The organism is Lacticaseibacillus rhamnosus (assembly GCF_900636965.1).
Taxonomy (GTDB): Bacteria; Bacillota; Bacilli; order Lactobacillales; family Lactobacillaceae; genus Lacticaseibacillus; species Lacticaseibacillus rhamnosus.
In genome coordinates, this window is sequence record NZ_LR134331.1 from 2483078 (window position 1) to 2504383 (window position 21306).

At 46.0% G+C, this 21306-nt stretch carries 17 protein-coding genes, 1 pseudogene and 1 riboswitch; of the genes and pseudogenes, 2 read left to right on the forward strand and 16 right to left on the reverse strand.

From position 1 onward, the window contains the following. Positions 1 to 55: 55 nt before the first annotated feature. The gene (locus tag EL173_RS12455; protein WP_005699231.1) at positions 56 to 565 is read right to left on the reverse strand and encodes a hypothetical protein; all 510 of its coding nucleotides are present in this window, start codon (positions 563 to 565) and stop codon (positions 56 to 58) included. Between the two features lie 340 nt (positions 566 to 905). On the opposite strand from EL173_RS12455, the gene EL173_RS12460 reads away from it, so the two are divergent. Further along, a complete protein-coding gene (locus tag EL173_RS12460) occupies positions 906 to 1808 on the forward strand; it encodes a metal ABC transporter solute-binding protein, Zn/Mn family (RefSeq protein ID WP_014571584.1) in 903 nt (300 codons plus the stop codon). Between the two features lie 985 nt (positions 1809 to 2793). On the opposite strand, the pseudogene EL173_RS15425 reads toward EL173_RS12460, so the two are convergent. The 5 genes and pseudogenes from EL173_RS15425 to EL173_RS12490 form a co-directional block, all read right to left on the reverse strand. Next, positions 2794 to 3327, reverse strand: a pseudogene (locus EL173_RS15425) (SEC10/PgrA surface exclusion domain-containing protein); the annotation flags it as partial. After that, positions 3255 to 3530, reverse strand: a complete 276-nt coding sequence (locus EL173_RS15430; RefSeq protein WP_370742813.1) for a KxYKxGKxW signal peptide domain-containing protein — start codon at positions 3528 to 3530, stop codon at positions 3255 to 3257. The pseudogene EL173_RS15425 and the gene EL173_RS15430, both read right to left, overlap by 73 nt. A 148-nt stretch (positions 3531 to 3678) precedes the next feature. Then, positions 3679 to 4029 (reverse strand): fluoride efflux transporter FluC, encoded by a 351-nt coding sequence (locus EL173_RS12480; protein ID WP_005692168.1) that lies wholly within the window; start codon positions 4027 to 4029, stop codon positions 3679 to 3681. After that, positions 4023 to 4433 (reverse strand): fluoride efflux transporter FluC, encoded by a 411-nt coding sequence (locus EL173_RS12485; protein ID WP_005692166.1) that lies wholly within the window; start codon positions 4431 to 4433, stop codon positions 4023 to 4025. The genes EL173_RS12480 and EL173_RS12485 overlap by 7 nt, the downstream gene beginning before the upstream one ends. Before the next feature lie 68 nt (positions 4434 to 4501). Continuing rightward, positions 4502 to 4556: riboswitch (Fluoride riboswitch) on the reverse strand. Between the two features lie 380 nt (positions 4557 to 4936). Next, on the reverse strand, positions 4937 to 6451 hold the full coding sequence (locus EL173_RS12490; RefSeq protein WP_014571586.1) for an MFS transporter: 1515 nt from the start codon (positions 6449 to 6451) through the stop codon (positions 4937 to 4939). Between the two features lie 637 nt (positions 6452 to 7088). On the opposite strand from EL173_RS12490, the gene EL173_RS12495 reads away from it, so the two are divergent. Continuing rightward, a complete protein-coding gene (locus tag EL173_RS12495) occupies positions 7089 to 9812 on the forward strand; it encodes a family 78 glycoside hydrolase catalytic domain (RefSeq protein ID WP_005692163.1) in 2724 nt (907 codons plus the stop codon). A 206-nt stretch (positions 9813 to 10018) separates the two neighbouring features. Here EL173_RS12495 and EL173_RS12500 read toward each other — a convergent pair whose 3' ends face one another. From EL173_RS12500 to EL173_RS12555, 10 genes are all read right to left on the reverse strand, one after another. After that, positions 10019 to 10993, reverse strand: coding sequence for an aliphatic sulfonate ABC transporter substrate-binding protein (locus EL173_RS12500; RefSeq protein WP_005687795.1), 975 nt, complete (start codon positions 10991 to 10993; stop codon positions 10019 to 10021). Continuing rightward, the gene (locus tag EL173_RS12505; protein WP_005692161.1) at positions 10983 to 12515 is read right to left on the reverse strand and encodes an AMP-binding protein; all 1533 of its coding nucleotides are present in this window, start codon (positions 12513 to 12515) and stop codon (positions 10983 to 10985) included. The genes EL173_RS12500 and EL173_RS12505 overlap by 11 nt, the downstream gene beginning before the upstream one ends. Then, positions 12466 to 13707: an acyltransferase gene (locus EL173_RS12510; protein WP_005692160.1), complete on the reverse strand. Its 1242-nt coding sequence runs from the start codon at positions 13705 to 13707 to the stop codon at positions 12466 to 12468. Before EL173_RS12510 ends, EL173_RS12505 begins: the two co-directional genes overlap by 50 nt. Next, complete coding sequence (locus EL173_RS12515) at positions 13704 to 14405, reverse strand: ABC transporter ATP-binding protein (RefSeq protein ID WP_005692159.1); 702 nt, start codon at positions 14403 to 14405, stop codon at positions 13704 to 13706. Before EL173_RS12515 ends, EL173_RS12510 begins: the two co-directional genes overlap by 4 nt. After that, on the reverse strand, positions 14398 to 15216 hold the full coding sequence (locus EL173_RS12520) for an ABC transporter permease subunit (protein WP_014571588.1): 819 nt from the start codon (positions 15214 to 15216) through the stop codon (positions 14398 to 14400). The genes EL173_RS12515 and EL173_RS12520 overlap by 8 nt, the downstream gene beginning before the upstream one ends. A 240-nt stretch (positions 15217 to 15456) precedes the next feature. Further along, positions 15457 to 16125, reverse strand: coding sequence for a B3/B4 domain-containing protein (locus tag EL173_RS12525; protein WP_005692157.1), 669 nt, complete (start codon positions 16123 to 16125; stop codon positions 15457 to 15459). 845 nt (positions 16126 to 16970) lie between these two features. Then, positions 16971 to 17318: a type II toxin-antitoxin system PemK/MazF family toxin gene (locus EL173_RS12540; protein WP_005692155.1), complete on the reverse strand. Its 348-nt coding sequence runs from the start codon at positions 17316 to 17318 to the stop codon at positions 16971 to 16973. Continuing rightward, a complete protein-coding gene (gene mazE, locus EL173_RS12545; RefSeq protein ID WP_020752297.1) occupies positions 17318 to 17536 on the reverse strand; it encodes a type II toxin-antitoxin system PemI/MazE family antitoxin in 219 nt (72 codons plus the stop codon). The genes EL173_RS12540 and mazE overlap by 1 nt, the downstream gene beginning before the upstream one ends. 93 nt (positions 17537 to 17629) lie before the next feature. Continuing rightward, positions 17630 to 19465 (reverse strand): ATP-binding cassette domain-containing protein, encoded by a 1836-nt coding sequence (locus tag EL173_RS12550; RefSeq protein ID WP_015764721.1) that lies wholly within the window; start codon positions 19463 to 19465, stop codon positions 17630 to 17632. Next, positions 19452 to 21242 (reverse strand): ABC transporter ATP-binding protein, encoded by a 1791-nt coding sequence (locus EL173_RS12555; RefSeq protein ID WP_015764722.1) that lies wholly within the window; start codon positions 21240 to 21242, stop codon positions 19452 to 19454. The genes EL173_RS12550 and EL173_RS12555 overlap by 14 nt, the downstream gene beginning before the upstream one ends. Positions 21243 to 21306 lie beyond the last annotated feature (64 nt).

Sequence of the window (21306 nt, forward strand, 5' to 3'; positions counted from 1 at the left end):
CCGGCACATGAGGATGAAATTTTTTTACTAGTCAAACCGTTTTGGCAGTTCGACGCTATTTACTACTTTCAGTTGTGACAGCTTGTTGATTGTTGGCAAAATTGCGAATTGATTGGGGAATTTGATCGCCAAAATACTTTTCACCGACACTCACGGCCTGTTTGAAGAAGCCTTGACCGTTAGCCTGATAAGTTTTCGCATCATTATTTATTGCGCTGGTTAAGAGCTCGCTGCCAAGCTTATTGTAATCAGTCAAGGCTTTGGTTAAACCGTCCTCTGTTTTATTGTTTGCTAATTCGAGGCGAATATCATCCAATTGCCCAAGCCCTTTTTTGGCTGTCTTGCTAATTTCCTTACTATCACTTTGCAACGATACTTTTGTCATCGTTTTCATGACAATATCAGAAATGCGCGTGTACCGCTTTTGCAGGTCGTTTTTGGTATAGTGATTTGTTTTAATCATCGTTGACCCCGCATCCTGTGACGATTTAGACGCCTTGGACTGACAACCGGTGGCCCCGACCATTGTCAAACAGATTACGGTGATCAATAGCCATTTTCGCAACACAATTCCCCCTCGATCAAACTGTTCACAACCATTCTTCATTAAGTTCATTCAACCACAGGCGTGATACAGCGTCAAACAAGTCACCGCAAATGACAAATATGATTGCAGATGCTTTTGGATAAAAAGTTCACCATGACTTCATGACCATCAAAAATAGTCCCAGAACTACCGGCATCATGTTTTCAATATTTTTCAATCTTATACAAATGGATATATTATGCCAGATTAGCGTTTCCTACGATTAGTCATCAATATGGCATCTTTTAGCTTGCGTCAATATCGCCAGTACGCTACGCTTAAACGCGTCATCATTACGGTTAAACGAGGAGATTCAGTTATGTTAAAACGGTTATTAACAGTCATCAGTCTGCTACTACTAACAACAGTTGTTACCGCATGCAATACGAATACCAAATCATCAGGAAATCATGAAAAGATCCAAGTCGTCGCAACCGTTGATTTTTATGGCGAAGTTGCCAAAGCGGTTGGCGGCAAGCAAGTACAAGTCACGTCCATTATCGACAATCCTGCCATTGATCCGCATGACTATGAACCAACCACCCAAGTCGGCAAACAAGTGGCCACAGCTGATTTAATCATCGCTAACGGCATCGGTTATGATGGCTGGATGGATAAGCTGATCAAGTCGGAAAACAAATCCAAACAGTATTTACGCGTTGCTGATGATCTGATGGCTAAACATGAAGGCGATAATGAACACATCTGGTATGATCCACGCACCATGCCTAAACTTGCCAATGCGTTAGCCAGCAAATTTGCCAAAGAAAAGCCGGCAAAAAAGGCGATTTTTAAAGCCAATGCCAAGAAATACATCGCCTCGCTTAACTCCCTCAATGCCTTAATTACCAAGCTCAAGCAAAATGCTCATGGTCAAAAAGTCGATGTGTCCGAACCCGTCTTCGGCTATGCCCTCAATTATCTGGGCTACAAAGTCAACAACCGTCATTTTGCCCAGGCAACTGAAGAAGGTACTGATTACAGCGCCAAAGATATCCATGCGATTGAAACCGACATCAAAGAAAAGAAAATCGCCTTCTTCGTCAACAATAGCCAAGCCAGTTCAAAAACCATCGATAGTTTCATTAAGCTAGCCAAGGAAAACAAGGTACCTGTTCTGAACGTCACCGAGACACTGCCTAAAGGAAAAAACTACCGCACTTGGATGACTGATCAATATCGACAACTGGAAAAAATCCAAAATCAGACGGACACTAAGTAACCTTCTTGACCGCAAAACCTACGAGTAGCATGCGTTTAAAACATGATAGTTTGTGAAGCCATGTGACATATGAAACATTTTCGTAAACTTTTTGAAATGAATTCGTTTTCATACCCCTTATACCAATTGAATTTTTGACCGGTTGAACTACAATAGAGTTGTAAACAGGAGCAACCAAAGGGGAGATGTTTTAAATGTCATTGTTCAAACATACTTTTAAACGCGTTGAGCACTTGATCGCCGCACCACGCGATCCCCACGAAGAAGAACAAGCACGCTTGCAGGAGGACTTGTTCTATACAAACCTCAGTAGCCTCCAACCAAAAACAAATGCAAGATTTTGATTGATGGTTACTATACCAAAAGCCGTCTCATCTGCAGGTGAGGCGGCTTTTTATGTGTCCAGAAACCAACTGTCTTCCCTAAGATAATCCGATCATCATACTGCAAAGTACCCAGCAATTTTTCTGACCTTTCTTCTTCACTATAAATTTGGGCGAGCCTTCCATCATTCTTGACGTTATTTTTCCAAAAAATAGCCAGCTCGCTAATAAAAATGCAAACTGACTACTTAAGGCCATCGATAAACTTAGTGCTGTGACCTTTTTTATATTTTAAATGGCGACTAGACGCTGAGCAACCACTCCCACAGCGATTGAACCCTCTGTCTAGGTGTTTTTTCATCGCCAGTCTGCCTCACATTTGGATGAAAGGAATAACGAGACCCCCACGATCCGTTGATTCCTGGTTTCCTTACGACTGACCTATATGAAAGAATCCAGCACCTTTTTGAAGACCATAAACCTGAAATAATATCGGCTTTCGGTCTGCTCATGCTGCGCCGATTTCTCCGATGTGTCTACCCTTATCTCTAACTACCAAAACCTTGCAATAGCACTCTCACAAGCGAGAGTATAAAAGCCATTTTTTCATCATAATTGTCTCGCCTGCTAATCATCCCACATGTTTAGCAGGCTAATATCAATTACTTTGCATGACGCGCTTTACGAACGCCAGCGAACCCAAGAGCAGCGATGATAGCGGCACCGGCTTCGGCTAAAAGAAGACCCGTTTGCCCTTCACCTGTAGCTGGATAAGCGTGCTTGCCATTCTTCTGGACCATCCGACTCATAGGTTGTGGATTGGTTGACTGAGTGGTTCCTAGTGGTGCCACGGCAGCACTTGAAGTTGAGGAGCCGGAAGTGCTTGATGATGCTGTGGCACCTGCACTTGAGGCTGATGAACTTGAGGCACTAGAAGATGCTGAACTGCCTGTACTTGAGGCCGATGAGCTGGACGCGCTTGAGGAAGCAGAACTGCCTATACTTGAGGCTGACGAACTCGAAGCGCTGGAAGATGCTGAGCTGCCCGCACTTGCAGCAGCTTATGTAGCAGCCGCTGAACTTGAACCCGCTTTGGCCGTATTCTGCACTGCTGCCGAGCTAGCTACCGTATTATCAGCTCTTCCTGTTGCGGTTGCCCCTGCACTGACTGAGGAGTTGCTACTTTTGATGCCCGCGATTCATTTTGCTGACTTTGCAGGGCTACAGGTGCCTTTTGACTTGCATTTCCATTTTTAGAAAGCGTTACATTGGCAACGCCTAAAGTTGTCCTGCCAAAAAGTACGACAAACGCTGAAGCAACAACCCATTGACTACCGCGCTTGTACATTTTCTTCTTGTCATTGACGACATGTTCTTTGAAGCGGTTATATAAACATATTTACTCCTCCAATAGCATCAATATTGTATCTGCTAAAGCTTGGTACAAAACTTATTATATTTTTGAATTAGGAGTATTATGCCTATGCAATACGGCGCTTCTTGAGATGACTCGTCAAGCAAAGTATTTTACAACCTTTTTGATAGTTTCATATAAGTAATGAAACCCTTAACCCCGCTACCATCGCCACCACCCCCAGCAACACACTCCCCAAAAAATACCCAACAAACACGCGCCACTGCCGATTACGAATCAAAATAAACGCGTCTGCCATAAACGTTGAAAAAGTTGTAAAGCCACCGCAAAATCCAGTCAGCAACAACACCCGAAAAGCAGAAAACGCGGGCAAGCCAGCTAAAAATCCCGCCAAAAATGCCCCAAGCACATTAATCATCATTGTGGCAACCGGTTTTCCGGGCCACAGCATCCGCCCTAACACCGTCAGCAAATACCGACAAACAGCTCCCACACCAGCACCAATTCCGACCAAAATTACCATGAGCTTTTATCCTTTCGTGGTAGCCATTTTGCAACAAAGAATCCGCCAGCTGCTGCCAGCAGTCCGCCGATAAGATTTAAGCTTAGCAACACGAACGCATAGACCGCATGCGTTGCCACCAAATTAACAAAGTCCAGCATAAGCGTCGAAAAGGTCGTAAACCCACCGATTACCCCTGTTCCAATGCCTAACAACAGCCACTCTGGCAAGTCAAATCTCATGTCTAGCCCATAAGTCGTAAACGCCAGCAGAAAACTGCCCAATAAGTTCACAATTGTCGTACCCACCATGGTTTGACCGTCCATCGTGACTGAACTAAGGCCATATCGCATGACCCCGCCGAAAAAACCACCGACAAATACTGCCAGCACCCAACTAAGCCTTACTTGTTCCCGTTGTTGCATAGATTGCTCCTTTCTTCATCCGCGCGTTGCCGTACATGTGTCCAAAAAAAGACACCTACCCCGTTAATTACAAGGTAGGTGTCATCAACTTACGTATAGGCGAACACCATCGCCATTTAATTCATTGAAATTATATCAAATAATTGCATGGGAAAACAGCGCCGGAAAGTGATTGATTTTCCACTGTAGACAAACATGACGCAGATTAGCTTATACCCAGCTGACCGACTGCCAACCCAAAATACTTGCCACAGTAAAAAGCCCGCGCTGCAACAAACAGTCCGGACTTTTTAATTTCAGTCGAAGTCAGTGAACGCGCACTGACTTTCGGCTTTAAAATGGTACCCGCTTATCACGGGAAAGTCATTCAGTCGAAACTAAGAAAACATGGGAGTGTTGTCACTATCGACATGACTTAAAAACGCTATTTTGGAGAAATGACGTTAGCAGCATTATTTGATGTTGTCACCATGGTTAGTCTACCAAGTCGAGCGATCGCTTGGTCACACAATATTATTGTGCCCCCAGAGTTGGTCGTAACCAAAGCCAGTCAGATCTTCAACTTTTGCTTTGACGGCGGGATCAACATCCGCCATCTTGCCGCCTGCCTTCAAGCGATCGATTTCATCACGAAGGATCTTGTGATTTTCACGATCCAACTTAAAGAAGTAGGAAGTAACAAACGCGAGTAACAGCATTAACGTTGTACCAACTAACATCCAGATGATTAAACCGTTTATCGCAGCGGCACTTTGCGTCTTGGCGCCTTCATTGAATCCAAATGCTGATAAAACAATCCCGGTTAAAAATGGTGCCAGCGCGGAAGTTGTCTTCCGAGCAAAGGTCATAATACCGGCAAAGATACCTTCGCGCCGTTGCTTGGTGACCATTTCGTCCACATCAGGAATGAACGTGTAAACAGTCCATGGCACATAGCCGGTACCGGAGTTTGAAATGCCCCAAGTTACCTGAAGTGCATATAAGGTCATGATGCCCCAGCTAGTCGCAGCTGCTTGGCCATAGTACAAACCGGCGTAGCAAGCAACCGTGAAGAACATCATTGCATACATAATCCGCAATAACTTGGAAGGTCCAAGTTTGCTCATGATCTTTGGCCATACCAAGTTACATGGGATCCCGATAATGGAACCAAACGTCAAAATATTGGAAGCTTCAGTCGGATTGCTCTGCATGGCATAGACAATGTAAAACACATAGGTTGCCCCGACAATATCACGTGCTGTAAATGAACTCAGATAAATAACTAAGTGAAGTGCAAAGGATTTAATCCGGAAGACCGAACCCATATCCTTAATCATGTTCCAAAGCGATACTAAAGGATTTTCGCCTTTATGACTGCTTTCTTCAATAATAGCTTTACGTTCTTCCGGCGTTCCATCTGTCTCACGTTCAAAGGTTGAGAAGTACGTCAAGCCAATGGCAAGAATGAAGACGATAGCAAGAATGATCCCGATGGTTAAGAATGCGTTTGGATTATTTTTACCCATAATGGCAAAGACGCGACCTGGCAGCCATGAAGCAAGGAAGGTTGCTAAAGCTGACCAAAGCATCCGCGAACTGGATAAACGTGACTTCATATCATAATCATCTGTCATTTCAGCGGCCAGCGTCTCGTATGGAATCATAACCAACGCTGTGAAAGCTTCCATGAGCAGGTATGTGAAAAGATAAAACCAGAAGCCCATATGTGAAATCCAGATAATGACATAGATAAACATCAGCGGAATGGAAATTAGCAGGAAGAATCTTCTGCGACCAAACTTCCGTCCTAATTTAGTTGCACCGAAGTGATCCGTTAAGTAACCCATCAAAGGACTAATAAAGGAATCAGCCACACGTGCAATCGCAAGGATCGTACCTCCAAGCACTGGAGATAATCCGCCAAAGGATGTGTAGAAAAACAACATCCATGTGGAGGCAACGGTTAGGGCCCCATTACCAAATAAATCTGCGGCACCGTAACCAATAACATTACGCCACCTGACTTTTCTCTTCACGATGAAAACCTCCCATTTAATTAGCAACAAATAGTGATTCGGTTCTTTTCGTAAACGTTTACAAAAATGAGGTTAACACCACTTTCGTAAAATCGCTATCTAAATTTGACTATTTTAGTAAAATCAGCGCGATTGCTAATGATATGTCCCAAAATAAGGACATATCTACAGAATCAGAATTAGTTTTGGCCTTTTAACCCTCTTCATGTTCTCGTCGCTTATCAATACCATTATACAAATCGGAATCACCTATTTGTGTTCTTGATCGTTGTATATGCTGTTGTAGATTTTTGTGAAATTTACAGCAAATGAAAAATAATATCTAGACCAGTTTTGCAAACGATGACGCTTTTTCTTTGTATATTCAGGATTTCGTGACGTCCATCTGATCGATTCAGTAGTACTTTTAACGCATCTTTATTAGCAAAATGATTTTTAGGGACATCAATCTAGCAAGTTTGGGACAAATCTCCATCTATGAAAAGGCAAGATTTTAAGCAATAACTGATATCACGCATTTCATAACTTCATATTAAAAGCGACTTTTAGTAAACGCTTAAATACCATATTGCATTTTCAATTTTTAAAAAGTACGCTAAAAAAAAGAGCGTTTTACTTAAAAAGGAGCTAATTAGACATGCCAAATATAACACCATCGTTACTCGCGCCGGATCATCTGCGCGTTAACTTGCAACATTTTGCTTATAACGTCCAAACGCAACCGCATTTCAGCTGGTGGAACCACAGCAATCGCACCGGAGCATCGCAAAGCGCGTATCAGCTTACGGTCTTTCAGCGCCTTCAGGATCGTCAGGATCATAAATATTTGTACGATAGTGGTTGGGTAACGAGTTCGAATAATACCGCGGTGACGGCTGCAAAGTTATCCGATCAACTCGTTGCTGGTCAATTGTATTATTGGCAAGTGCGCATCAAAGACAACGCCGGAAATATCAGTGACTTCTCCCAGCCTGCCAAACTGATCTGTGCCGATCCGTCGCTACCGGTTAAGCATGGCATCTGGCGCCAACCTCAACCCAAAACGGCCCAAGAGCTGGCACACATCGGTCAGGTTGTCTTTTTGCGCAGCCCTCAACTCAAAATCAATCTGAGCGAGGTTGATACTGCCGTCATTGTTGCGGTGGCCCGGGGTAATGAACCGGTTTTTGCTCAAAGTTTCGATCTTTATCTCAATGGTCATTGTCTGGGGGTTGGCTCGGCTCGCCAACAGGAACACGATCATGGAACAGAAAAAACAGCTATTTACTATAACGTTTATGAAGCTACCGATTTTTTGCAAGACGGGGCGAATACCGTTGCAGCCTTGGCCACTGCAAGTTCAGATAGGCAGGCATTCTGGTGCCAGCTGATCCTGTATAAACATGACGGAACGAAAGAAGTTGCCACGACCACTGACAACACCTGGCGCGCATTAGATGGCAGCAGTGCCTTTGGCGATTATGGCGTTAAGATCAGAACCCAATATTTCGGTATGGTCAGTGAAAATATCGACATGCGTTACTATCCTCAGAACTGGACCAGCAGCGCATTTGACGATCATAATTGGCCGCTTGCATGGCAGAATCCTCACCAAATGATTGCCGACAATGAAGTGCTGGTGCCATTTCGAAGCGAAAATACCGAACGCGTGGAAGTGCATGATCGCAATAAACGGGTGCTCACTTTTTCCGATCAAAACTATCTGTTGGACTTGGGAAAAGAGATCATTGGCGGGCTAAAGGTCAATCTGTTCAGTGCCTTCGATCAGCGTGTCACCGTGATGATGGGTGAACAACTAAATGAAGACGGCCACGTCCGGCATGAGATGGCGTGCGGACCTGATTACATCGAAAACTGGACGCTTGTAAAAGGACAGAATCAATTCACCACTTTACAAATGAAAAACTTCCGCTATGTTGAACTGTTAGGATTTGAAGGTGATTTGCCGCTTGATGCCATTAATGGTTGGGCCCTGCAACAAGCATTTCCGGATAATGAGAGCCAGTTTGATAGTGACAGTGAGTTGTTAAATCGTGAGTACGAGTTGTCGAAGTATACGATCAAGGCGACGAATCAGGATGTTTTTGTCGACTCACAAGCACGCGAACGCCGGCCGTATGAAGGCGATCTCCTTGTCAATGCCAATACGAGTTATAGTGTCTCCTCAAACTACTCACTGGCTAGGCATTCTCTGGATTATTTAATTGACAATCCAACCTGGCCCGAAGATTACAAACTGTTCGCAATTGAAATGGCTTGGCTTGATTATCTCTATACCGGTGATGATGATTTACTGCAGACTCGTTACACTGACTTGCAGTACAAGCTAAATCGCGGTAAGTCCGCAGAAAGTTTTGACGGCGCTTCGCAAAGTTTCACTGGTTCGCTGAAGAACAGCCAAGGTGTCGACAATTTTGACGCTGCAGTCGGCTTGGTCACCAACGATGGGCTGGTGGACTGGCCGATTTCCGAACGTGACGGCTTTGTGGAAGGTACTTACAATACGCCATTTAACGCGATTTTCCATGGTGCTTACGCGACGATGGCCAAAATTGCGCGCGTCCTTCATCATCCTGATGACGCTGACCGTTACCAAAAACGAGCGGAAATCATTAAGACGAATCTGATTGATAAATTATATGACCCGCAAACAGGCCGGTTCTTCGATTCGTTAACCGCGGATCTATCTGTCAATCGCCATACATCACATCACGCGTCTGCTTACGCGCTTTGCTATGGCGTTTATACTGATCAGAATATGGCCGATCGGTTAAGTCATTTTGTCGCCAATAATGGTCATTTTGTCGGTAGTATCTACTTTATCTACTTCATGCTCAAAGGACTCTTTGAAGCCGGTCACGCAGCCGACGCCATCACGCTGTTGACCGACCCTGACAACCACAAGGATCATAAGTCATTTGCGGCGATTTTAGACAGCTTAAAAGCAACCATTGCCCCGGAAGCTTGGAGTAATGCGTACAAGCCAAATCTCACCTTATCCCATCCGTGGGGCGCCACTCCCGGCTTAACGATTGTTCAAGGGGTCTTTGGCATCGTGCCGCTCGCGCCTGGATTTACAACCTTCAGAGTCAAAGTTCGCCCTGGCAATTTGAAGCACTTAGATCTCACGACGCCATCAGTCAAGGGACTTATCACCCTGCATTATCGTCACGAGCCAACACACCAGATGCTTGACGTAACCGTGCCAATGAATACCACCGCACAAGTTGAATTACCTGATGATGCCCAGGCCATTGTCGTTCACGACCAGTACGGAAAAGACTGGACCGCTTCGATCGAACATGACCACGACACCTTAACCATCCCCATGGGTCGCTATCAGATTCAATATCAAGCTTAGTGTCTACCAATCTTAAGTTTTCACGACTTTTGTCAATTTTACATTAAACAAAAACCAGCTAGGCAGCAATTGACTGTCGAGCTGGTTTTTTGTGTGGTGAGAGCGAGCCGGCGCGATTAGAAGTCGGAGTGTAAGCGTCCTTACACGCAGATCCCTGAGCTGGTGAACGCGTTATGGTTGTTGCCGACTGAATCATCTAGCTGGTTTTAATTGGAATCGCTGACCAAAGTTGTCTTCATATCAACCTTCGTCGTGATAACCCCATCCTGATAAAACACATCGGCAATGGCGTTTTCTTCTGCCACAATGCTACTGTTGGCACTAATCAGCGTCATGGAATAGGTGCGCCGTTCTACCATCTTTTTAATCACTTCATCGGAGAGATTCAGGGTTTTACTGAGCATCGCAATGAGTTGCGTATGATGGCTATTGGCCCAAGTCATATCGTCATTTAGTTCAGTCGTCAGTAACTTACTTAATGATGTATGGGTCTTGGCATAGCTCTGGGTTGAAATCAGGAAATCACGGTTCTTGGTCAAGCCGGTGCCGTTGGTCAACAGCTTAGCACCTTGATTGACTTGGGCCGTTGACGTATATGGATCCCAGGTAACCCATGCATCGACGCTACCTTTAGCAAATGCAACCGAGGCCGAACTTTGATCCATGTTCACCAGTTTCACATCACTGGTGCTGAGTCCGGCTTTCTTGAGCGCCTGGATGATAAGGTACTGGGCGGCAGTGCCTTTTTGATACGCAATGGTCTTGCCCTTTAATTGCTCAAGACTGGTGATGCCGCTATTTTTACCAACCAAAATACCACTACCATATTCTTTGGTGGCCCCAGCGGCAATTAGTGCAATGTCCGTGCCAGTTGCTTTGGCAGTTACAGGCGGCGTATCCCCGACCCGCGCATAGTCGATGGCACCGCTTTTAAGTGCCGTCATCAAGGCTGCCCCGTCAGAGAACTCCTTGAACTCAACCTGATAGCCTTTAGCTTTCAACTTTTTGGCTAATTCGCCGCGCTGCCGGGCAATGTCGACAGGATCGGCTTTTTGATAGCCAATCGTGACGGTCTCAAGGTTGCTCGATGCCGTGGTGGTTTGAGTATAACCGTAAACCGCCACGCTCAGCCAAGCAACTAAGCCCACTAACAATAAAACCAGTCGTAACTTACGCTTCATATAGCTTCCCGCCTTGCATTAATTGTTTGCGGAGTTTCGGCCGCAGCACCTTACCAGTAGCATTCACCGGAAAAGCTTTGACAAAAACGACTTCGGTTGGGCATTCATAAGCGGCTAAATGTCGACGGGCAAAATTGAGTAAATCAAGCTTGGCCTTTTGCGGGTCTTCCGTGGCATCTTGGCGAATGACAACGGCTGTGACCGCTTCACCATATAAATTATCCGGTAAGCCGATAACCGCCACTTGGGCAACCCAGTCCAGTTCGTTTAGAACATTTTCGACTTTGGCTGGGGCCACTTTTTCACCACCGCGGTTAATCATTTCTTTGCGTCGGCCTTTGACAAACAGATACCCATCCTGATCCAGATATCCGAGGTCGCCGGTTAGAAACCAGCCATTTTCAAAAGATTCCGGGTGTGGCTCAAGATAATCATGAATAACGTGATCGCCACGCAGAACGATTTCGCCTTCAACAAATGGCTTTTTGGTAAAGGTGCCATCCGCTAATTTGATTCGCAACTCAGTCCCCACCGGCTTACCGGCTGAACCGATTTTCGGGGCATGAATCGGATTAAGCGTACTTTGACTAGCCGTCTCAGTCATGCCGTAGCCTTCCAGAACCTGAGTGTGAAAATGCGACTGAAAGGCGACCAGTTTATCTTCTGGTAATGCAAAGGACGAGCTGCGGACAAAGCGTAAATGAATGTTGCTGTGATAAGCCGCTAACGCCTGTTGATTCATCAGCAAGATTGAAATGATCGTCGGAACCACCGAGACCCACGTGACATGATTGGTTTCAATCGTCGGCCAGAATCCCGAGGCGGAAAACTTCGGCGCAATCACCAGCTTACCGCCTGACAACCTAGTAGCAAGTACCGAGATGACCTGGGCATTAATATGAAACATCGGCATGACCACCATCGCGGTATCATCCGGCGATAGTTCGTGACTCTTGGCATCATGAAGCGCAGCATTTAATAACATCCGGTGCGTCAAGCCGACTCGTTTAGGTTTGCCCGTGGTCCCGGAAGTGTTGAGGATTAATGCCAAGTCGTCCTCTTGTGGTCGTGCTTGAGGGGCATTAATCCGATAAGCCAACTGACTCGCATCGGTCAGGATTGCCAACTCGGAAATGGTATGCAGTTGCACTTTCTCCCATGGAACTAACGGGGCTTCTAAGGATTTACCCACTGCTGGCAATGTGATGACGGCTTGATAGTGGTAGGTTTCCCATTCTGCCAACAATTCCGGTAGCGGGGTTTTGGCAGCAATCGGATGAGCAACAGCCCCAATTTCCCAGAGCGCCTGATTAAGCGGTAAAAAGACCGGCGAATTCGGTAAAGCAATTAAGACTTGGTCACCTGCGCCAATTTTCTGCTCAGCAAACTGATCACGTAACGCGGCAACATCTTCTTCCAAATCGCGTCCGGTGTACCAAGTATTGGCCTCAACGGATTTGACTAACGGGTAATCACGATGATTGATGAGATTCTGAGATAACTGATCGGTGAGTTTGCTCATGATTCAGGACTCCTTTCGTAGCTAACAACAATGACTGCGGACGACCAATGAGCCATCCAAACGGGGAAACTTTGTAACAAAACCAAGCGATGGCAAAGGAAATGCCGAGAATGCTGAGATAACCCAGCGGCAACAGCAGCATTAACATGAGATTACTAAGATGAACCAGTCCCAAGACACCACCTAATAGCGTGATGGCAATGGTTTGGCAAAGATAGACACCAAACGAAACTTGTGCGCCATGACCAACCAAACGAGCAATCCAGTGCGTTGGCTGTTTGGCGTGCCAGCTGGCATACTTTTGACCAAGGATGGCAACAAAGGCAATCATCACCACGTCATATACCAACATATACGGCTGATGAGGTGAAACCGCAGCACTGTGAGTCAGTCCAAGAATCTGTTTGTTGAAGCCATAAAGACCAACTGTTCCTAAGCTGAGAAACAAGGTGCTCCAGCCGATCAGGCGCTGATGGGACATTAACCAGGTTTTAACCGCTTGGGCGTGTAGGCTGAATAAACCACCGGCAATGAAGAAGAATTGGTAGGTCACAACATTGACGCCATATGCTCTAAACCACCATAACCAGTGGCTCGTGTCGACATGCGGCAGGCCGTACTTGATACCTGCGACGATGAGTAACTGCAAAGTAAAACTAGCTAGCAACAAGGCGCCGTGATGCTTCTCCGTTCTTTTGAATAGCCAAAGCATCGCCGGAAATAACAGATACAGTTGTAAGGTTACCAAGACGTAATACAGATAAAATTGATCACCATGCAATAAGGCACTGAGATAATCCGGCCAGAAGTTGGCAACGGTGAACCCGCCAATACCCAGTAGCACGGCGCTGATCATTAAGATTGTGTTCCACAAGACATAGGGAACGCCAACTGTTGTGAAGCGTTTTTTGAAGAACCGCGGCCAGTTACGTTGCCGGGAGTAGTAGACCATCGTCAGCACCAGCCCCGTCATGAACATGAAGCCCATGCGTGTGAAGTGAATCATGAGGTGGGTGGCGAGCAAAGCCGTGCTGGCAAAACCAGAAGACATTTGATGTTGAAATGCCGTGGTGGTGTGGTTCAACAAAACGCCGGCAATGAAGATCAATCGCATTAAGTCAATCTCATAAAGGTAGCGATGCTTAGTTGGCTTTGCCGTCGTAGCATTCGCTGTTGCCTGTACCTGTTTCATACGGTCACCGGCTCTGCTAAAATGGCCTTCAATACCCGCGCTGCCGTTTGGGCAATAACTTCTGGTGACTCACCACGAGCACCCGCTGTTTCAGCGACCAACTGACCATCTTTAACCACGATAATCCGATCTGCCATCCGCGCCGCTTCATTAACATCATGCGTGATCAACATCGTACTCAGCTTTTGGGTAGTGAAAATGTGTAAGATGAGATCTTGCATCCGTTGACGGGTCAATGCATCCAAGGCGCCCAGCGGTTCATCAAGCAAGAGCAGTTGGGGCTTGGCCAACAATGCTCGTGCTAATGCCAAGCGTTGTTTTTGACCACCAGACAGTTGTGCCGGATAGCCATCACTTTTATCGGCCAAACCGACTGCTTTTAACAGTGACTTAGCCTCCTTAACCACTGCCGGATCATGATTTTTGAACGAAACATTATCGAGATTGGTTAACCATGGTAAAAGCCGATCATTTTGGAACATCACGCGCATTACCAAGTCGTTTGCGCGCGTCAGTTTGCCAGCAGTCGGGGCTTCAAGTCCGGCGATTAAGCGCAGAATCGTACTTTTACCGCCGCCACTCATCCCGACTAGTGCTAAAAATTCGCCGGGATAAAGATTGAGTTGAATGTCATGAAGAACGGTTTTATCACCATAGACTTTTTCAATATGTTGAAGTTTGACGATTGGGTTAGTCATTTTCAGTCCCTCCTTGCCGCCAACCGAGGAATAGGCGCTCCAAGCTTTTTGCGATCATATCGGAGAGCTTGCCCAGTAAGGCGTAAATCAAAATGCAAAGTAACACGGTATCCATCCGCATAAGTTCCTGTGCATTGGTGGCCATGTAGCCTAAGCCGGATGTGGCGGAGATCGTTTCGGCAACAATCAAGGTTGTCCACATCACCCCTAGCGCATACCGCACGCCCATAAGAATATTGGCTAAGGCACCCGGGAAAACAACGCGGGTGAACAATGCGCGTCGGGATAAGCCATAAGCACGGCCCATTTCCAATAACTCCGGATCTGCGCCGACAATGCCTTGATACGTGTTGATATACATCGGGAACATAACCCCGATGGCAACCAACGCAATCTTGGCCGGTTCGCCAATGCCCATTAAGATAATCATGAGCGGAATTAAGGAAAGGTGCGGGATATTCCGCAACATTTGAATCGGACTATCAAGCAAAGCACGAATCGGTTTGACTAACCCGTTGATCAGGCCGAGTGCGAAGCCGACACTACCGCCAATCGCAAACCCAGCCGTGGCTCGATAAAGACTAATGGCAATATTCTTTGGCAATTCACCGCTTTGCCACAGCGAGATTCCGTCTTGAATGACCGTTGACGGTGCGGGAATCAAGGAACTCGTCACCCAGTTAAAACTGACCGCCGCCTGCCAGCTCATCAGGAACGCGAGCGGTACCAGCCAAGGCAGGATCTTTAACCAATTCACAGACGGTTTAACCCGTTTTTTCGGCTCCTGCGTCAGTGTCGTGACTTCTTGCATCAGCGCCATCTCCCTTAAGTTGATGATGTTCATACTAGTAGCGGTAACTTAAAGCTGACTTAAGCAAGTTTGAAGAGTTCGTGACGAAAACGGCATGAAAAAACGCCCGCTTCACTGTCAATAACAGTTAAAAGCGAGCATTCCCGTGGATCAGATGTATTTTTAAAAAGAAAAATGGGCCATTGATAACAATTGGCGTCATTTAAAAAGAAGCCGGTGAAGCAAATTTCCTCAGCAAGATCAATTAAGCAGTTTGCCTTGACCACCTAAATATTTGGTTGTTAAGTCAATCACGCGTTGGGCCGTTTGGTCAACCAACGCTTGGCTTGTGTTTTCATTTCCTTGGGCGATGTAATAAAGATGGGTGGTTTCAGGCGTCACTTTCGTTTTTTCCACTTGCCGGGTTTCTAAGTGGCAAATGATTTCGTTGCTGTCATCAACATAAGCATACTCGCCTGCTTTAACCGGTTCCGGCTGGTCGTCTGCACCGATGGGAACGAAGCGCTCGGTGCCATCAGTCAGCCGTAAATTGACATTGCCATCAATGTGTTCAATATCGTGGGCGCCAAGTGCAAGGTGACTTTGAATCGAAATGAGGTTGTATAAGTCAACCACTGGATTAATGGGTACAAGCTCCCCGCGTTTCAAAATTAGCTTCAATAATGTTGCTGGCGCCGGGGTGTTGTTGCGCTTAGGCAGATGAACAGCGCGATGCAAGTCCCAAAAGCCCTGAATAATCGGATCCTGCTTAATCTGATCGCGATTCAATGTTTCCAAAACCGTTGCAATCTCTGTGGAAATGGCTTGTTTTAGAGCTTGCGGGTAGTGGTGATTGTCGATGCCGGTTAGCTCAACGCCGCGGATTTTGACGCCTAGTGCTAGTACTTTGGGATCGATGATGAAGTTCATGGCTATTCCTCACTTTCTGGGGGTGTGCTGGCTGCTTTTTTAGGCGGGAGGGAGTTCTGTTTTTCGGTTGGTTTTGGGGGCGACTTTGCGTTCTATAACGCGATTCCTGGTGCAGAAATTTGCGTGTAAGGGCCTTAGTTGCAATGGCTAAAGCTCGGCCATTGTGACTGAGGCCGCTTATGTTCCGGCTTACTCCCATAACGCGCTCGCCAGCCCAGAAACCTGCGTGTAAGGACCTCAGGCGCAATGGCCAAAGACCGGCCATCACGCCTGAGGCCACTTACACTCCGACTTCTAAACGCGCCGGCTCGCGCTCACATTAACGCGCTCGCCAGCCCAGAAACCTGCGTGTAAGGACCTCAGTCGCAATGGCCAAAGACCGGCCATTGCAACTGAGGCCGCTTACACTCCGGTTTCTAACCGGGCTGGCTCGCGCTCACTCAAAAAACAGCATCCATCCCTGTTTTGCCAAGGGACGAATGCTGCAGCGCGGTACCACCCAAATTTACATTACCTTCACAAGCAATGCCTCAACGACGCCGAAATTCATGATCTTTCGAGGTCCGGAAAGTTAACGGCTCCGACCGACTAGTCTGCGTTAACAAGCTAGTGACATGGCAAAGCTCATCTTCACAGTGTTTGCAGTCATCCTTTTCCACCAGCCGGATTCTCTGCGGACCGAAATCACTGTTACTCTTCCTTGCGTCTTTAACGATTTTGAATTAACCCTATGCTAATTCGAGTATTAGGAAAAGTCAATCCATTCACCTGATAGCCATTTACTGACAATTCAAACATATTTGATGTTGATGGACTTTGTACGGTCACAGTCACTGTAACGAAAACTAAAATTTAAAATCAAAATTCATTTTGGTGAATTGAGCGACTGTATAAAAATCTTCAATGTTCATTCTTTCAATAAAATCGATTTTTCGGTTGCCTTGTTCAGTGACATCCAGAGAATAAACCTGCGAAGTGACAACCTGACCACGAATTTTATTGGATACAATATCAACATAACCAGGTAGTGTCCGAATTGTTGAGGTAATTGGTGCGACAATCACAAATCCGGTTGCACGATTGTATGCGTTACTGCTTAAAACAACAGCTGGGCATCTTTTTCTAATTTCATGACCCTCGGACGGATCAAAATCAAGCCACACCACATCACCTTGCTTAGCCTTATATGTCATTATTCAATATCCTCATAGTCAAAATCCGGCCAAGCTTCTTCTTGATGGAATGATAATGGTTTTGCTTTGGTATAGGGATTTTTTACCTTTGGGATCAACAGATAACCACCTTTTTCATCTGAAATCAGCAAAAACGCCTCGCCTCGTTTGAAACCCGCACTGCTCGGAAGTGATAAAGCTAACGAGTTTCCACGTTTTACAACTTTCACATCCATCATAATCGCCTCCTTCTGCCCCTTGAGGTATACCATGTATTACACGTATCACAAAGCGGAAAGAAAAGCCATTAATCAACGTCAAATGTTAGCGCCTTATCTATCTCGCAGCACATGCACATCACCATACAATTCAGCTTGGCTCTGCCATAATTCGCGGAAATAGGCCGAACGTTGAAGAAGCTCTTCTCGCGTTCCGATATCGTCAATTCGTCCAGCTTTTAATAAAATAATTTGATTGGCTAATGTCACCGCGCCGATACGATGCGTAATGAATAGTGACGGGGTTTCCTTAGACAGCCGTTTGATTTTTGTAAATAAAGCCAACTCTTTTAACGGGTCCATCGCCGCGGAAGGTTCATCAAGGATTTGATAAATGCCTCGCTTGTACTGTGCTCTAGCCACTGCAAGCTGTTGGCGTTGCCCGCCGCTGGGTTGAAAGTTGTCTTGCTGATAACTTCCGATTTCAGTGGCGGCTTGTTTTGGCAAGTGCGCCACCAAACTGTCAATCCCATTGGCTGCCATCACCTGTGCGAGCCGATCCGTATCTGGTTGAGTGCTGGCAGTAATATTTTCAGCAATTGTAAAATCAAAAATGGCATAGTCTTGGAATACTACTTTGAATAGTCCTAAGTAAGCAGCCGCTGATATTTCAGCAATATCATGACCGTTAAATAAGATTTTCCCGGCAGTCGGTTGATAAAGTCCCAGCAACAATTTGACTAAGGTGGTCTTGCCACTGCCATTTACACCAATCAACGCAGTCACACCGGTTAAGTCGAGGGTAAAGGAGATATCATGCAAGACCTCCTCGCCATCCGGGTAGGCAAACGAAACATGATCAAAAACAATGGTATTTTGACGCTGAACTGGCGGGGTCTCACTTGTTGGCGTTGTTGTTTGGCCGTTAGTGGTCAAGATCTCATTGACGTACCCCATCTGATTCTCAAAGCGCAGGAATCGTTGCCAAGTCGCTACGATCAAACTAGCAGCACTGGTCATTTGAACCACGCTGCCAAATAAGGTATTAAGCTGCCCCACCGGCAACAAGCCGCGATAAATTTTAAACACAATTAATAGAAACAAAGCCATCGTCGCAAACGCCGCCATTAAAGCAGTGATCATTTGCGAACCACTGTCGTTAACTACCAGCTTATGATTGGCAGTCTTTTCCTCAGTCCACGTTGCTCGATAGCGTTGTTGAATCGGCGTACCTAACCCCCACATCTTAATAGACTTAAGTCCTTCATAGGCGTTGACGACATTCATCAGAAAATAGTTCATTTTTCTTTCCAAGCCCATCAAATCCTTGAACAACTTAAAACTTGTGCGCGTCAGAGATTGATAGACGTGAATGAGCAATGCTTCGCCCAAAAATAATGTAAGAACCGTCACTAAAACTACCGCGGTAATCTCTTGACTGCGTGTCGTCCCGGCAACCACCAGCCAACTAATCAAGCCTAAACCGACAATCACGGTCACAACCCCTTGAATCAGGTTTTGTAATTGGCTAAAGAAAACCGGAATCCCGCCTGAGTAACGAAATGACGCCTCACTTTTCATCATCTTGGCAAAATAGCGCTGAGTCTCAAGTGTTTGAAAATCAACCTGCTCCCAAGCTTCATACATTGCCAGTTTTAGCTGCTCATTGGCCTGAAGCGTTTTGACTTCCAAATAGCGCTGAATGCATACAGCCATCAGGTAAGCCCCGCCAGCCATCCCATAAAAATAGCCAATAAGTGTCGGTACCGTTTCTAGATGACCTGCCAAAATAGCATTAATGATTTGGGTATTACCCAGAATAATCAGAAGCGGCGCAATGGCGTTCAGTGTGCTCGTGAATACTGCCAGCACAAAAAGGCTTTTCCCAAACCGAGCAATCAAGCGTCCTGTTGCCAAGGCTTCTTGGAGCTGGTCTTTAAGCTGTTTCATGATCGCCACCTCCAACGTACATTGAACGCTGTGCTTCCCATAAAGCGCGATAATCAGCAGAATTTTCCAGAAGCCAATGATGCGTTCCCGCTGCCACCACGGTTCCGTCTTTCATCACAAAGATTTTGACATTCCGAACCGCAAGCGCACCAAGCCGATGAGCGACAATAATCGTGGTTTTATTGACGAGTTTTTCATCGATTAAATCGTAAAATTGTTTCTCACTCAAAGGATCAAGCGCGGCTGTCGGTTCATCAAGAATATTGAAGTCGGCTTGACGATACAGTACACGGGCAAATAACAGTTTCTCTTTTTGCCCGCCTGACAATTGAATCCCATCATCCGCCAATTCGTTACCGATAAAAGTCTGCACGCCTTGAGGAAGCCCAGCGACAAAAGTACCTAACCCCACTTCATCAAGCACCGTTTTAACCCGACCCAAGTCGATCTTTTCAGGTGTGGTGCAAGCAACGTTTTCTGCAATGGTGAAGTGAAGTATCACGTCATCTTGAAACTCAACGGCCACCCGACGCTGAATAGCGGCAGGCGTCCAGTCCGAAATTGCTTGGCCATCCATGACAACCGATCCGGCTGTTGGCACGTAAAGTCCGCAAAGCAATTTGATGAGTGTCGACTTGCCGGCACCATTTTCCCCTACGATTGCGATTAACTCACCTGGGGCAATGGAAAGATTGGCATCGTGCAAAATAGGCGTCTTGTTGACTTGATAATCCACATGCGTCACGTTGATTGCGCCAGAGCCGCTAAAATGATCGGTATTTTTTCGTTGGTGGTGGCGATAGGGAAATGCCATAAATTTTCGAAAGTTATCGACAAATACCAGATTTTTCCCTACCGCCGCATACGCATCTCTGAGTTGACCAAAGTTAGAATTAAGCGTTTGAATCGCCGTGATGAAAAACAGCAGACTGGCAACAGAAATATTACGGGTTGCCAGCAAAATCAGTAATGACAGCGCTAGGCCGCCGACATTCACGATACGCTGACCGAGATTCACCATTAACGTGATATTGGCATAATGTCGCTGCCATGCCACTAAGCGCTGAATTAAATCGCTAAAGTGCTGGTGGAAAACCCCAAGCATCGCAAACAAGCGAATATCTTTGCCGGTCGAACGCTTCATCAACGTTCGAACAAAATAATTTTGATAACTAGTGATACGATTCTGGCTTTCTTTATGCTTGAAATACCACTGATTACTCAACCGCTGAAACAGGTACTGCAAGACATTAAGTCCAAAAACCACTGCAGCCGGCCAAAAACTCAGTGTCCCCATCATCACCAGTAACACCGCAATCTGACAACCCGTGCGCACCAAAATAATAGTCTGATCGACAACCGCCCCGATACCAACATTAGCCCCATTATAGATAGCTTCATACGCCTGATCGATGACCGTTTTTCCCGCCACCGAATCAATCAAGCGCTGATCCCAGCCGAAAATATGCTCCGAAAACACCGGTACATAATCAAAACGGAAATCAAACGTCAATATTGACAGGCGCTGCTGCAAGAATAGATCCAAAATTCTGATACCATAGACAATAACACCAGAAATAAAGATAACTAATATCGTCAACCCGACATTCAACTGCTTGGTTTGTAACAAAATGACTGCGAGCGGCGGCAGCAATGAAATACCGACCACATAAACGATTTCGACCAAACACAGCCCGCCCAATAAGGCTCCGAACTTGAAGCGATATTTGCCAATAAATTTAGCAAGTACATAGCGCCAGTTGCCGGCTTGTCCCATAACGGCCACCCCCTGATATCACCCAAGGTTCACGTTTGTTAAAAGCAAAAGTCACCATTCGCAG